This is a genomic window from Niallia circulans (genome assembly GCF_007273535.1).
Classification (GTDB): domain Bacteria; phylum Bacillota; class Bacilli; order Bacillales; family Cytobacillaceae; genus Niallia; species Niallia circulans_B.
The window spans coordinates 34,216-49,131 of record NZ_RIBP01000004.1; the positions used below are offsets into that span (position 1 = coordinate 34,216).

A 14,916-nucleotide genomic window follows, 5' to 3' on the forward strand; every position below is an offset into this window, starting at 1 on the left:
GTCATGCCAAATACATATAAAGGATCTAAATTAAAAGTCTTCTCCTTAAACGCAAACCCAGAGCTTGCGCAAGAAATTGTCGAAAACTTAGGAACAGAGCTTGGGAAGTGTTCGGTTAAAAAATTCAGTGATGGAGAAATTCAAATCAATATAGAAGAAAGCGTCCGCGGCTGTGAAGTATTTGTCATTCAACCGACAAGTGAGCCTGTCAATCAAAGCATTATGGAGCTGTTGATTATGATTGATGCTTTAAAACGAGCTTCTGTGAAGTGTATCAATGTTGTAATACCATATTATGCATATGCACGACAAGATCGAAAAGCTCAGCCGAGGGAACCAATTACAGCTAAACTAATTGCGAACCTTATCCAAAAAGCAGGTGCAGATCGTGTTATTACAATGGATCTTCATGCCCCGCAGACCCAAGGCTTCTTTAATATTCCAGTAGACCAGCTTCTTGCTATGCCAATATTAGCGCAATACTTATTGACAAAGGATTTTGCCAACGATGTTGTTGTCGTAGCACCAGACCACGGCAGTACAACGAGAGCACGAGAATTAGCAGATCGTCTGAAAGCGCCGATTGCTATCATTGACAAACGCGGCTCAAGAGAGATCGGTGAAAAACGAGAAGTTAATATTGTCGGAAACATTGAAGGAAAAACGGCTATTATTATCGATGATATTATTGATACAGCATACAGAGTCACAACTGCAACAAAAGCTCTTCTTGATAATGGTGCAAAAGAAGTTTATGCATGCTGTACACACCCTGTTCTGTCAGAAATGGCAATTGAAAACATTTCAGAATCCCATATTAAGGAACTGATTGTAACAAACAGCATCCCTCTCACAGAAGAGAAAAAAATCAGCAAAATAACACAACTGACAATTGCTCCACTGTTAAGTGACGCAATTTCCCGCGTTTATGAACAAAAACCTGTCAGTGTCCTGTTTAAATAATAATAAAAAAAGAGATGCAGTGGGCTCCCCATCGCATCTCTTTTTTATCAGGATATACTATTTTGCAATATTAGCATTTCATTTGCCAAATTATTAATTCTAGCTCCTACTTCCTTACTGCTAATATCATTATCTTCATTAAAATCATCGTTATGAACAAAAACAGCCGATGAAGGAATAAGTCCCTTTAAGTAACTGAGAATAGGCTTAAGCTGATGCTCTGCTACAAGGAAGTGCTTATCAGTACCCGCTGTCATAATAATACCTGTCACTTTCCCTTGAAATGCGTCAACAGGCAAGTGGTCAAACAAATTCTTTAATGCCCCTGGAATGGAGGCTTGATATACAGGACTGCCAATAATCAGCAAATCAGCCGCAAGTATTGTCTCAACAACCTTAATCGTATCTTCATTATAATTGCTTAATTCCGTTCCCTTAACGAATTCCACATCATATTCCTTCAGATCAACTAGCTCTGTTTCAATCGCTGCATCAGCTAGTTTAGCAGCAGAAAGCACCTTATTTACTGCTTTTGCTGTTTTTGAACCGACAAGCGAACCAGATACACCGACAAGCTTCATCCTTAAGCAACCCCTCTCTTATTTGAAAAAGATGCCCTTAATATAAGGACATCTTAAAAATATTACTTTTTAAAGCTTGCATATTTTGCTGCAACAGCATCCCAGTTAATGATTTCAAAGAAGCTAGAAATATAATCTGGTCTTCTGTTTTGGTAGTTCAAGTAATAAGCATGCTCCCATACGTCTAATCCAAGGATTGCATGGTTGCCTTCCATAATTGGATTGTCTTGGTTTGGTGTGCTAGTAACTTCAAGATTACCTTCACCGTTAACAATTAACCAAGCCCAGCCAGAACCAAAGCGAGTAGTTGCGCTTTGTGCGAAAGCTGTTTTAAATGCATCAAAGCTTCCGAATGCTGCTGTAATTGCTTCTGCCAATTCGCCTGCAGGAGCATTGTCTTCTTTAGCTGGCGCGATTACTTCCCAGAATAATGTATGGTTAAGATGTCCGCCTCCGTTGTTTCTTACAGCCGTTCTGATTGCTTCTGGAAGTGCGTCAAGATTGCTAAGCAATTCCTCTAGAGATTTTTCTTGTAATTCCGCTTTTCCTTCAAGAGCAGCGTTCAAATTGTTAACATATGTTTGGTGATGCTTTCCATGGTGAATCTCCATTGTGTTTTGGTCGATTTGAGGCTCAAGTGCAGCAAATCCGTAGTTTAAAGCTGGCAATTCAAATTTTGACATTTTGTAATCCTCCAGTATTATGTATTATTTATACTTATTAGTATAAAAAGTATATTTAAAGGATATCGTACTAAAGAGAATAATGCAATTATTTTTTTCCACAATTTTCACTTTTCCTGCCTATGATATGCTGAGAGCCTTATAAATGTTAACATTTTATACTTTATGGTATAATTAACTATTCATAACCAAGCTCCTGTTAGAATGAAGGTTATATACTCCAACGATAATGGAGGTTTAATACATGGAAAAAAAGCAAAATACAAAAGAAAAAATCCTCCATCTGCTCAAAAAAGAACAAGCATTGACTGTCAGCAATCTAACCGAGCATTTGGAAATAACTCATATGGCTGTGCGCAAGCATCTTACTATTCTTGAAAAAGACGGGCTGATTCAAACAAAGGAAGTCAAGCAATCAATGGGTAGACCCATTCAAGTCTTTTCTTTAACAGAAAAGGCAGAAGCCTATTTCCCCAAAAACTATGAGGGCATCAGCATTGGTTTTTTACAGGATATTGAGGATTTGTATGGAGAGGGTTCAGTAGAACGGTTATTCGCAAAAAGAGAAGCAAGACTTATCCATGAATATGGGGTAAGAATGGACAGCAAGGATTCTTCTCAACGCATGAAAGAAATTGTCACAATCCAAAATGAAAAAGGGTATATGGCAGAGCTAAACCAGCTTGAAGACAACACATATGAATTAATTGAATATAATTGCCCCATACTTGAAGTTGCAAAGGAATTCAAAATTGCCTGTAAATGCGAAACAGATATGCTAAAAGACGTACTTGAACCAGAAAGCATTGACAGAACATGCTGCCGAACAGAAGGTAGCAGCCATTGTAGATTTCTTGTTAAGTTTTAAGAATGAGAAAAGGAGCATAATCGTATGCTCCTTTTTGTTATTTAGCAGGCGGTCCAAACTCGCCGTGGTGAAAATCGCGGAAGGCCTGTTTTATTTCTTCCATTGTGTTCATTACAAATGGCCCGTAAGGCACTATTTCTTCTTTTATCGGAACTCCAGAATAAATGAGTACTTTTGAATTACGTTTATTTGCTTTTATCGTAAGCGTACTTTGATTTTCACCTGTGCCATTTTCATTAAAGGTTAATGTCGCTACACCATGCTTTTGCAGGTTTACTTTATTAATTCCGAAATCCATATCACCTGATAAAACATATAAAAAAGCATTATGATTTTCTGGTAATTGATGTTTATACGTGGTACCTTCACTTAAAATTATTTCTGATAAGGTGATTGGCACAAGTGAATTTAGCGGACCGTGAACGCCAGCAATATCACCTGAGAACACCTTTACCTTTCCTCCTTCAAACTCGAAGATAGGCGCATTCTCGCTGTATATGTTTTGATAGATGGTGTCGCTGTGTTTTTGATCCTTTGGTAGGTTCAGCCATAGCTGCAGAGTATGAGCAATATCATCGCCTACCCCTTCCTCTGCGTGTCTAGCAGCCCAGCCTGCATTCATGTATTGCACATCCCCTGGCTCGAGAATATCTCTGCCGCCTGCATTGTCTATATGCTCTAATCTGCCATCGACAACATACGTGATCGTTTGAAAGCCGCGATGTGGATGATCTGAAAATGCTCCCCTTTTGAACCAATCCTCTGCCATTAATATAAATGGATCAAAATCCTTCCATCCTTCCACAGGAAGAACCCAGCCTTTTTGAATGGAAGGGAACTCCGCTTCTTCATATTGAACATACCAATGGTTTTTGACATCTCTTCGAAAGATATTTTCTTGTTTCTCTACTATCTCTTTTTCCATTTCTCCCCCCCCTTTTACAAACTATATGCAATTAAATCAGTATTACGCATACAATGCCAATTCTGCTTCAATCTGATTTTTAATTAATGTGACACATTCGTCTGCAGTTTTTGCAAAGATTCTTTTTCCATTAACAATGGCAAAAGGTCTTTTAGCACACATGCCACAAAAGGAAAGACAGCTGTTTTCAATTACGGCTACTTCCGGGTATTCTGATTCAAGAATTTCCGCTAATGCTATGGAAGTAATGAGACTGCCATCACATATTTCGACAACTACAATCCCCATTTGCTGATATTCCCCCTCTAATTTGTTACATCTATAAAAAATGATATGAGTACTTTTTATACCAAATAGTATAATTAACGAAAATAACATTACTCCAATCTGTTTTGAAAAGCAATTATTATGCTTGTATAATTTCATAATAAAAAGGAAGCTGCCCATTAAGTCAGCTTCCTTCTACCTTCTATAATTTAACTTTTTCTAAATATAAACCGCCTGCTTCTGCCATTGGTCCTGTTTGGACTCTTTCTTTTGATTGAATAATGGCAGGAATATGTTGTGGCTGGATTTTTTTCAAGCCTACTTCTATTAATGTTCCGATAATTTTTCTGACCATATTGTATAAGAAGCCGTCGCCTTTTACTCTTATATGGATAAAGCCGTCTTCTTTTTCTATTGTTATGGAGTAGATTTCACGAACCATTGATTTCTTTTTGCTTTTCGCATTTGAATAGGCTGTAAAGTCATGGCTTCCAAGAAAATGCTTAGCCGCTTCCTTCATTTTGGCAACATCAAGCTTTTCATCAACATGCATGCTGTACTTGCGCATAAATGGATTCGTATGCTTCTCGTTCCATATTTTATACAAATATGTTTTTTCTTTCGCATTATAGCGGGCATGGAAGCGTTCAGGCACTTCTTCCACCTTTATAACACTAATATCATTCGGCAAATACTTGTTTAAATAATCTTTTATTTCTAACTCATTGAGTTTTACGTTTAATTTCACATTAGCTACTTGCTCAATGGCATGCACGCCGGCATCTGTTCTGCTGCAGCCGATAATTTGAATTTCTTCACCAGCCATCTCTGTCAAAACATTTTCTAGCTTTCCTTGGATAGAGCTGTCCCCATTACCGAGACGCTGCCACCCTTTATATCTTCCACCATCATATTCAATCGTCATTTTATAATTTGTCATGTTGTACTCCTTTTCAGTCACTTTCTAAAGTGTAGCTTGTCTTGGCAGGAAGTACAACTTTTTATTTTAAAAAGAGCAATCCCAATATTTAGGATTGCTTATTATTCCTTAGATTTGCGAGTCTAAATTCCTTCACTTCCTGATTGACTGACTTCAACAAACTGACAGCCATAATAGCAATTACAATGGAAAACGGCAATGCAGCAATTATCATCGTATTTTGCAGTGCCTGCAGTCCGCCTGAATACAGAAGCACAAGCGCCATTGCAGCGAGCAGGACTCCCCAAATCACCTTGAGGCGATTGCTTGGATTGAGCGATCCGTTCGTTGTCATCATGGCAAGGACAAAGGTTCCTGAATCAGCAGATGTAATAAAAAACACGCCGATAAGGATGATTGCCAGTATGGATAACGTAGTGCTGAGTGGAAAATTCTCCAATACTCCGAATAATGATTCTTCTGTCGCTAATCCTGAAATCATGCCCATATGATTACTCTCCAACTGCATTGCAGTTCCGCCAAATACCGAAAACCATAAAAATCCAATCACTGCTGGGATGAATAATACAAATGCAACAAACTCTTTTATCGTTCTGCCTCTTGATATCCTTGCGATAAATACACCAACAAATGGTGACCATGCAATCCACCAAGCCCAATAAAAAATCGTCCAATTGTTAATCCATGTCCGTTTTTCTTCGTTGAGCGGCGCAATACGGAAGCTCATATTTACGATATTTTGCAAATAAGATCCAAGTGTATCTGTAAATAGATTTAAGTTGAATAATGTTGGACCAATGATAAATAACAGTAATAACAAGATTCCTGCTAAAATCATATTGGCATTACTCAAGATTTGGATTCCTTTACCAAGCCCGCTCAAGGCTGAATAAATAAATAATGCCGTAACAATACAAATAATAATAAACTGTGTTGTGATATTTGTTGGTACACCATAAACAAAAGACAGTCCTCCGTTAATTTGCACTGCTCCAAATCCAAGCGTTGTGGCAACACCAAGTACAGTTGCAATAACAGCAATCGTATCGACCGCTTTACCTGTAATTCCTTCTGCTCTTTTGCCGATAACAGGTTTTAAAGTGGCACTAATTAACGAAACATTGCCTTTACGAAAAGTAAAGTATGCTAAACAAAGGGCAACAAGCCCATAAATAGCCCATGCATGTATGCCCCAATGGAAAAAAGTATATCTCATCGCATCCTTCATGCCTTGCTCTGTTCCAACTTCTCCCGTTGGCGAGCTTATCGCATAATGACTTATCGGCTCTGCTGTACCATAAAACACCAATCCAATGCCCATACCTGCACTAAAAAGCATCGCAAGCCAGGATATTCGTGAAAATTCAGGTTTATCATCCTGTTTGCCAAGCTTGATACGCCCGGCTGGACTGAACAATAAGTAGATACATACAACAAGGAAAAATGACACAATGATTAAATAATACCAGCCAAAACTGTTCGTAATAAAGCTCTGAACCATCCTTGTTACATTCTCCAGAAAAGCTGGTGCTAGAATCCCAACTAGAACTAGAAGCAGCAATATTGCTGTCGAAATATAAAATACTATTGAAACTTTTTTCATAAAAATGAATTACTCCTAACTTATCCCTTTATGCCTTTTTCAAAAGAAATCAGCCTTCCTCTTTACCCTTTCCCTGCTTTAAGTAAACTAATCAAGCAAGACTGTCTTTTAAAGGTAGTGTTAGTATGTTCTTATTATTGGCATTTCATATCCCTTATGCAAAAAAAAGAAACCATCCTCATGAATGGTTTCTTCGTTATTTTATTTAAATCCTAAAACAGGATGAGGAATATACGGTTCTTCCAGATGCAAAATTTCTTCCTGTGATAATGTTACTGCGAGTGCTGCAACTGCATCCTCTAAATGAGACATTTTAGTTGATCCAATAATTGGAGATGCGACTGTCTCTTTTTGCAATACCCAAGCGAGTGCGATTTGTGCTCGTGATACACCGTGCATTTCAGCAATCTGCGCTACTCGTTCTACAATCATTTTGTCAGCAGCCGCTGTTTGGGTATAAAGTGTCTTCCCAAACTCATCTGTTTCAGAACGGGCCGTTGTCTCTTCCCAGTTGCGCGTTAATTTGCCTCTCGCTAATGGACTCCATGGTATAACGCCGATTTTTTCTTCTTTGCATAGTGGAATCATCTCGCGCTCTTCTTCTCTATATAATAAATTAAGATGGTTTTGCATAGTAATAAATTTTGTCCAGCCGTTTTTCTCGGCGATATGCTGTGCCTTCAGAAATTGCCACGCATACATGGATGAAGCCCCGATATATCTGGCCTTCCCTGCTTTGACAATATCATGCAGCGCCTCCATTGTTTCTTCAATTGGTGTGTCATAATCCCAGCGGTGTATTTGGTAAAGGTCGACATAATCAGTACCTAGTCTTTTAAGACTGTTGTCGATTTCGCTCATGATCGCTTTGCGAGATAAACCAGCGCCATTCGGACCTTGATGCATTCGCCCATGCACTTTTGTCGCTAGAACTATTTCATCGCGGGCAGCAAAATCCTTTAATGCTCTCCCAACAATTTCTTCACTCGTTCCATCAGAATATACATTAGCTGTATCCAAAAAGTTGATACCAAGCTCTAGAGCTCTCTTAATAATCGGGCGGCTCTCTTCCTCATTTAACACCCAGCTGTGATTGCCTCTTTCTGGAACTCCAAAGCTCATACAGCCGAGACAAAGTCTTGAAACATCCATGCCTGTATTTCCTAATTTAACGTATTCCAAAATATGTCCACCTTCTTTCCAGGATTCAAGAATAAGTATAGTCCTATTCCTTCATTTGGACAAAGCATTTGGCTTTTTCATCCATTGAATTATTTTCCATTGACTTATAACTACTCATTTGACTTTGTAACCGTTTTCAATTATACTGTTTTTAGGTTGGATGACATCCGTGGTCATCATCGGTACCTAGCGCAGGTGGAGCTGGTGCTATTTTTATGCAATTTCTTGTAATCGATTCACAAGATACTAGGCAAAAGACAACTAGAAGTCTCTAGTTGTCTTTTCGCAAACCTTTAAGCATTATTAGCAATCGGTTTTCCAAATACAGGAAAACCACTCTCATCCCATGTAAATACTTGTGCACGGGCATGACGATCCGGATTATCAAGCGGATCTCCATCCATTTCTGTATATGGACGAGCATGATAGATAAGTACATCTTCTTGACCGTCTTCACTTACCGTAAAGCTGTTGTGTCCTGGACCAAATTGGCCGTTTTCCGGAGCACTTTTGAAAACAGGCTCTTTCGATTTAGTCCACGAGTAACCATCCAAAAGGTCAGCCTCTGTATCTGCCCAAAGCAGACCCATACAATAATTTCCGTCAGTTGCACTTGCAGAATAAGTAATGAAAATTTTATTATTGCGAATGATAACAGCTGGACCTTCATTTACGAGAAAACCGATTTTCTCCCACCCATATTCAGGGATTGTCAGCAACAGCTGCTTGCCTTTTAATGTCCAAGGGTTTTCCATTTCAGAAAGATACAGGTTTGAGTTACCAGGAATCGCAGGCTCCTTTTGTGCCCATACATAGTAAAGCTTATCGTTATGCTCAAACACGGTAGCATCAAGACAGAAGCTTTCCTGTTGAGTCCTCACTTGCCCTTTTTCCTCCCATTTACCTGTGAGCGGATTTTCAGCTCCACATTCAATTGCAAACATACGATGCTGGAAAATATGATTTTTCGGATGACTGCTTGGTGCAGCAGCAAAGTAAATATACCATTTGCCTTGCACGAAGTGAATTTCTGGTGCCCAGATTAGCTGACTTTGTGAACCTTCCGCATGCGCTCTCCAAACGGTCGCCTTTTCACTGTTTTCAAGGTCATTTAAACTTTTGGCTCTTCTTACTTCGATTTCCTGATAACCAGGTACGGAGCCTGTGAAATAATAATAGCCGTCAGTATGCTTATAAACCCATGGATCTGCACGTTGTAAAACTATTGGATTATTATATTTAGATGTTGTTTCAATCATCGTCATTATCTCCCTTTACATGTTTTCTTTGATTATTTCCTCTTTAATAGCTCCTTTTTTCATTAGTTCACCTGAGATAAATCTTTCAATGCAGATGATATAGATGCTAATGAAGCATAGCGGAAGAATAATGCTGAATTTATAAGCTGCTGCAAGCAGTACTAAGAAAAACAGCAGACTGAAAATACTCTGAACTGGCATAAGCAGCGGCAATGCCAACACTAATTTCGCTTTTTGCTTAAACGTACCTTCCGTATGTATGGCAACAGGGAATGTATAAACGATTGCAGCCAAAACATAAATCATGATAAAAAGGAGCGGATAATAGAGCACTGCCAGACCTATCGCCATTTGTTTGACAAGCTGCATATCAATCCACAGCACATACAGAATCGCTCCATAAATGAGGGCTAAGCCATTCATTTTCATAAAGCCTTTCTTATATGCAGTGAAAAAGCTTTTGGCGATTTGCAGATAGGACGGATAATCCGCTTTATATGCTTCCTCTTTTTGCAAATGGAATAATGCATAAGTCGCAGGAAACACTCCAAAAAAGCCAAGGCCGAGCACAACACCAGCAACCCAAAGCAGATTCAAGTAAATGATATTTACCGCTTTATCCAGATAAATCATGATTTTATTTGACCACGCCATATACTAAACCCTCTTTCCAAAAATTGTGTTTCCGTTTGGAGTTAATCCGGAGAACCCAATTCCTTGTTTATCTTCTTTCCAGTTTTTGCATGCGAAAATTATAAATGTCGTACCGCTTTTTTTATGAAGATATTGATGGTCTCCCACCGACTCGAACTCTTTCAAGTTACTTTCGTTTAGGTTAAAAAACTCACTTTCCTTAATCGAGGTTGTATCATCAAATGCGATGATTTCCCATTGCCCCAGCAAATCTTTGTCTGACAAGGAATTTGCATCCAGCTTTTCATAATGCTCAGGAGAAACAACAGGCCAGCCGTTATTCAACCAAAACATCTCGCGAATAAACGCAAAATGATAAGGAGAACGCTCTTCAATCCGCACATGGTGCACCATGTAATTTTTCTTGCCCTCCGTAAATATAGAGTTATGACCAGGGCCGATCCAGCTAATATCCTCGTTGAATTGATAGCTGCCAACAAGCTTAACACCAATAGAGTCCGGCTTTGTGTCTGTTTCTAGCATGCTGTTTCCATTCATGTCGACATAAGGTCCTGTTATTTCCTTTGACCTTGCGACCCTCACATTATAGCTGTCATTCAAACTATCATAAGAGGTGAACAAATAGTAATAATCCAATTCTTCATGATAATAGATAAAAGCACCTTCAATGGCTGTATCAACAGACTTTGGACGCTTTGCGAGAAGTGTGCCATAATCTTGGTCATTTTTTAACCGCCCTGTCTCCATATTCAACTCGACAATATAAATGCCGCCAAAGAAGGAGCCATAGCACATCCAGTACCTCCCATCCTTATCTGCAATAATATTGGCATCAATCGCATTATGTTTGGCTAGGTCTGGATTTGTTTTAATAACGATGCCTTGATCACTCCATGGCCCTGTTAGATGCTCAGCAGTTGCAAGACCTATGCATGACACTGTGCTTCCAAAGGTTGAAGCAGAATAATACATATAATATTTGTCGTTATAATAAATAACCTCCGGCGCCCATAAACCGCCTGCATTCGCCCATGTACCCGCTTCTGTTGGAATCCCTGCCAACGCAGTCCCGGCAAACTCCCAGTGGACAAGATCAGCCGATTTCCTGATCGGCACACCTTGCGTAGGTTTGCCCTCAAAAAAGGTATCTGTCGCGAACATATAATAGACGCCGTCTTCCTTTACAATAGTTGGATCATGGGCTCCATGTGTGCCCCATTGATAGGCTTGAACCTTGTCAAACCATCTTTTTGTATTCTCCTTCACCTAATAAGCCTCCTTAACCTTTATCCTTTTACACCAGATAAAGCAACTGACTCGATAATTTGCTTTTGGAATATGAGGAATACAATCAGTACAGGCAGCAAGGATACAACTGATCCAGCCATGATTAACGGATAATCTGTCTGGATTGCATAGGTTGCTTTAAGATTGGCGATAACAACCTGTAATGTTTGCTTCTCTGGGCTGTTCAAATAAATTAATGGCGCCAAATAATCATTCCAAACACCCATAAACCACAGGATAAATTGTGCTGCAACAGCAGGACGAATGACCGGGAAAATCAACTTGAAGAAAATTTGCAAGTATCCCGCTCCATCCACCTTCGCTGCTTCAATAAGTGAGTAAGGTACATTCGCCAAATATTGGCGCAGGAAGAAGATCATTGTAATATTACCGAATAACCCTGGCACGATAAGCGGAAGAAGCGTATCGACCCAGCCAATTTTTGAAAACATTACGAACTGCGGAATCATGATAATCGGGTATGGAATCATGATAGACGCCAACAGGATTAAGAAAATCCCATCCTTAAATGGCATTCTCAGCTTTGCAAATGCAAATGCAGCCATACTTGATGTTATTGTTCCAATAATTGTTACTGACAACGAAACAATAATCGTATTTTTTATCCCATATCCTAAAGTGTCCAGCTGAAACAGCTTTGTATAGGCATCAAACTGGAACGGATCTGGTATCCACTGCGGCGGTAAAGCAAACACGCCTGTTTTATCCTTTAATGAAGTAGAAATCATCCAAAGCAGCGGACCAATCATCAAGATTGAACCAAGCGAGAGGATTACATACACGATGATATCCGTAATTCTTTTTTGCTTTTTCATTACTGCACACCTCCTAATCCAAGCTATAATCTGATTTTCTGTTTAAGTAGAATTGAATGACTGTCACGATGAAAATAAAGACGAACAAGATCAATGACATGGCAGAACCGTAACCCATTTGGTAATATTTAAAGGCCTTTTGCCATACATACCATACGATGGATGCTGCACTGTATTCAGGGCCGCCAGTTGGAGTCATGATATTGATTTCGGTGAAAATTTGGAAGCCACCGATAATGTTTGTGATAACTAAGAAAAATGTAACTGGCTTCACCATCGGCCAGGTAATGTTCAAGAATTTCTGGAATGAGTTAGCTCCATCTAAATCTGCTGCTTCGTAAAAAGACTTCGAAACACTTTGAATCGCGGCCAAATACAACAGCATGGAATATCCTAGGCCTTTCCATACAGCCATCAAAATAATCGCCGGCTTGACCGTTGCCTTATTCTCAAGCCAGTTTGGCCCTTGAATACCGAAGACCTCTAACACTTGGTTCACTAACCCGAAATCGCCATTGTATGCCCAAGCCCACATGATGGATATGGCGGCAAGGGAAGAAATAACAGGTATGTAATAAACCGTTCTGAAGAAAGTAGTGCCGCGCAATCCCCTGTTTAAAGCAATCGCTAACAGCAGTGCCAAACCAAGACCAATTGGTATCCCAATCATATAGAAGACCGTATTAAAGAGCGTTTGGTAGAAGTACGGATCTTGGAACAGTTTGACAAAGTTATCTAACCCGATGAAATTCATACGGTTTAGCCCATTCCAATCTGTGAAAGAAGCGTAAATGGAGTAGGCAAACGGATAAACAGAAAACAGTAGGAAACCTATAACAGGAGCGAGTACGAATAAAAAAGCGACTCGATGTTCCTGTTTATATAACGAGCTGGATTTTTGCTTTTTTGGTTTTGTCGGCTTAACATCTTTAGCGCCGACAACCGGATTAATGCCAGACATGCTTTTCACCCCTTTTAGCAATAGGCATCTGTGACTTGCCACAGATGCCTATTAATCTATTATTTTGACATTTTAGCTTGTTCGTTCGCTTCATCTAACAGCTTTTGCATTTTCGGCTGGATCTCTTTCAAGTATTCCTCTGCTGTCTTTTTGCCTTGAACAACTGGAGTAATATTTGTCCAGAACTCATCTAGCCATTGAGAGTTATAAGTTGCAAATGTTGGATAAGGAGCACCATAATCTTGGACGATATCAAGGAACTCTTGTTTGTTGCTTGGCACTGATTCAGTATCAGAAGCCCATTCCTCAGCCATATCTACAAGGTTAGGAATTTGAACCTGTGCATCAAGCAATGTTTGCTGTGCTTCTTCATCAGCTGATAAGTAGATAGCAAGCTCTGTTGCCAATTCAGGATATTGAGTCATTTCAGATACAACAAGTCCTAATGAACCAACATAAGCAACTGATTTACCAGCATCGCCTGATGGCCATGGCATTAAGTCATATTCGAAATCAAGCTTTGCGTATGTGCTCATATCCCAAGGACCTACTGGGAAGAAAGCAAGCTCGCCATTCATCCATCTTTGGTAAGTATCCAATGTTTCTGCTTGTGATGCATTCGGCGTTGTATTATATTTGTTTGACAAATCAGAGAAGAATTGTAGAGACTTGGCAAATTCAGGTGTATCTACAGTAACTTTATCGCCTGCTTCATTCAGGAAGGAAGCACCATTGCTGTATGCGAATGACTGCAATGACCATGTTGCGTTAAATCCACTTGCCCATTGATCAACTTCTCCGTCACCGTCTGTATCTTGAGTTAAGTCTTGACTCACTTTCAGGAATTCATCCCATGTATACGCTTTATCTTTATCCGGAACTGGAATGCCTGCTTCTTTAAACATATCTTTGTTATATCCTAAAGCAAAAGGACCAACATCCTTCGGTAATCCGTAAAGCGCCCCTTTACCTGATGTTTCACCATCATAGCGGTAGATGTCGACACCAAACTGCCATAAGCTGTTCAAATCAAAATCTGCTTTCTGTACATCCTCGGTAATGTCTCTGATAATTCCATTATCTACATAGTTTGCAATGCTTCCTGAATCAAGATAGAACACATCAGGCACATTGCCGCCAGATACAGCTGCAGATAGTTTAGTAGAGTATTGGTCAGCATCTGTATTGATGATTTTTACTTTCACACCTTCATGCTGCTCTTCGAATTTTTTGATAGCTGCAGTATAAGCCGTTTTTTCATCTTCGCCGCCTCTAAACATAAAAGTAATTTCTTTCTCATCGCTATTCCCGCTGCTTTTGCTTGAACATGCACCTAATAAAACCATACTTGCAACTAACAAAATAGACAGCAATAAATTTAGTTTCTTCATAATCAGTACTCTCCCCTAATTATTTTTTTGTACTGCCATGTAAAAGTGAATTCCCCTGCAAATCCCTAAGCTTTAAAAATAATTGCTTTTATACCTTTTAAAAGGTTTTTATAAATGAAAAGAAAGTAGCGGAAGACTTTGTTGGATATCTCCCTTAACACAAACACATTTTCATGCCGTTTATTATCGATTTGTTGTTCATATAGCAGTAAGCGTGCATCCGACAAACAGTACCGACAAGGCACAACAAATGCTTTGCGTTAAAAAGAAAGGCTGAACATTTAATTAATCACTATATTGCCCTTCTCATTCTGCTTATGTATCTGATATCAACTATATAAAAACGTTATCGATAAAATAATTGCTCTATTAAACTTTTATCAGAGCCCCCTTTTATAAGAAAATACCTTACATATTATTTATACAATAACCTGAAAACGCTGTCAATAACTATAATATAAATTTAACATTAATTTTTTATAACTTAATTAACAAAAACATTAATTATTAATCAAG

15 protein-coding genes are annotated in these 14,916 nt (G+C 39.1%); 2 read left to right on the forward strand and 13 right to left on the reverse strand.

The genetic code is table 11. The features are described from left to right. Positions 1–3 precede the first annotated feature (3 nt). Positions 4–963: a ribose-phosphate diphosphokinase gene (locus CEQ21_RS08165; RefSeq protein WP_185764180.1), complete on the forward strand. Its 960-nt coding sequence runs from the start codon at positions 4–6 to the stop codon at positions 961–963. A 47-nt stretch (positions 964–1,010) separates the two neighbouring features. On the opposite strand, the gene CEQ21_RS08170 is transcribed toward CEQ21_RS08165, so the two are convergent. Both CEQ21_RS08170 and CEQ21_RS08175 read right to left on the reverse strand, forming a co-directional pair. Beyond that, positions 1,011–1,544: an NADPH-dependent FMN reductase gene (locus CEQ21_RS08170; protein WP_185764181.1), complete on the reverse strand. Its 534-nt coding sequence runs from the start codon at positions 1,542–1,544 to the stop codon at positions 1,011–1,013. A gap of 62 nt (positions 1,545–1,606) precedes the next feature. Next, entirely contained in the window at positions 1,607–2,227 is a 621-nt protein-coding gene (locus CEQ21_RS08175) for a superoxide dismutase (protein WP_185764182.1), read from the reverse strand. A 244-nt stretch (positions 2,228–2,471) separates the two neighbouring features. On the opposite strand from CEQ21_RS08175, the gene CEQ21_RS08180 reads away from it, so the two are divergent. After that, positions 2,472–3,095, forward strand: a complete 624-nt coding sequence (locus CEQ21_RS08180; protein WP_185764183.1) for a helix-turn-helix transcriptional regulator — start codon at positions 2,472–2,474, stop codon at positions 3,093–3,095. Between the two features lie 37 nt (positions 3,096–3,132). On the opposite strand, the gene CEQ21_RS08185 is transcribed toward CEQ21_RS08180, so the two are convergent. The 11 genes from CEQ21_RS08185 to CEQ21_RS08235 all read right to left on the reverse strand — a co-directional run bounded on the left by CEQ21_RS08185 (position 3,133) and on the right by CEQ21_RS08235 (position 14,406). Then, entirely contained in the window at positions 3,133–4,020 is an 888-nt protein-coding gene (locus CEQ21_RS08185) for a pirin family protein (protein WP_185764184.1), read from the reverse strand. A 42-nt stretch (positions 4,021–4,062) separates the two neighbouring features. Next, positions 4,063–4,308 (reverse strand): YuzB family protein, encoded by a 246-nt coding sequence (locus tag CEQ21_RS08190; protein ID WP_185764185.1) that lies wholly within the window; start codon positions 4,306–4,308, stop codon positions 4,063–4,065. A gap of 181 nt (positions 4,309–4,489) precedes the next feature. Further along, a complete protein-coding gene (gene truA / locus CEQ21_RS08195) occupies positions 4,490–5,227 on the reverse strand; it encodes a tRNA pseudouridine(38-40) synthase TruA (protein WP_185764186.1) in 738 nt (245 codons plus the stop codon). Between the two features lie 88 nt (positions 5,228–5,315). Beyond that, positions 5,316–6,830, reverse strand: coding sequence for a glycine betaine uptake BCCT transporter (locus CEQ21_RS08200; protein ID WP_185764187.1), 1,515 nt, complete (start codon positions 6,828–6,830; stop codon positions 5,316–5,318). A gap of 201 nt (positions 6,831–7,031) precedes the next feature. Then, entirely contained in the window at positions 7,032–8,012 is a 981-nt protein-coding gene (locus CEQ21_RS08205; protein ID WP_185764188.1) for an aldo/keto reductase, read from the reverse strand. A gap of 293 nt (positions 8,013–8,305) precedes the next feature. Continuing rightward, positions 8,306–9,277, reverse strand: a complete 972-nt coding sequence (locus tag CEQ21_RS08210) for a glycoside hydrolase family 43 protein (protein WP_213087338.1) — start codon at positions 9,275–9,277, stop codon at positions 8,306–8,308. Positions 9,278–9,286: 9 nt separating this feature from the next. Beyond that, positions 9,287–9,925 carry a YesL family protein gene (locus CEQ21_RS08215; protein ID WP_185764190.1) on the reverse strand — a complete coding sequence of 213 codons (639 nt, stop codon included), beginning with the start codon at positions 9,923–9,925 and terminating at the stop codon, positions 9,287–9,289. Positions 9,926–9,928: 3 nt separating this feature from the next. After that, the gene (locus CEQ21_RS08220) at positions 9,929–11,191 is read right to left on the reverse strand and encodes an arabinan endo-1,5-alpha-L-arabinosidase (protein WP_213087339.1); all 1,263 of its coding nucleotides are present in this window, start codon (positions 11,189–11,191) and stop codon (positions 9,929–9,931) included. Between the two features lie 20 nt (positions 11,192–11,211). Then, positions 11,212–12,048, reverse strand: a complete 837-nt coding sequence (locus tag CEQ21_RS08225; protein WP_185764191.1) for a carbohydrate ABC transporter permease — start codon at positions 12,046–12,048, stop codon at positions 11,212–11,214. A gap of 13 nt (positions 12,049–12,061) precedes the next feature. After that, a complete protein-coding gene (locus CEQ21_RS08230; protein ID WP_185764192.1) occupies positions 12,062–13,009 on the reverse strand; it encodes a carbohydrate ABC transporter permease in 948 nt (315 codons plus the stop codon). Positions 13,010–13,068: 59 nt separating this feature from the next. Further along, positions 13,069–14,406 (reverse strand): ABC transporter substrate-binding protein, encoded by a 1,338-nt coding sequence (locus CEQ21_RS08235; RefSeq protein WP_419181610.1) that lies wholly within the window; start codon positions 14,404–14,406, stop codon positions 13,069–13,071. Positions 14,407–14,916: the final 510 nt, after the last annotated feature.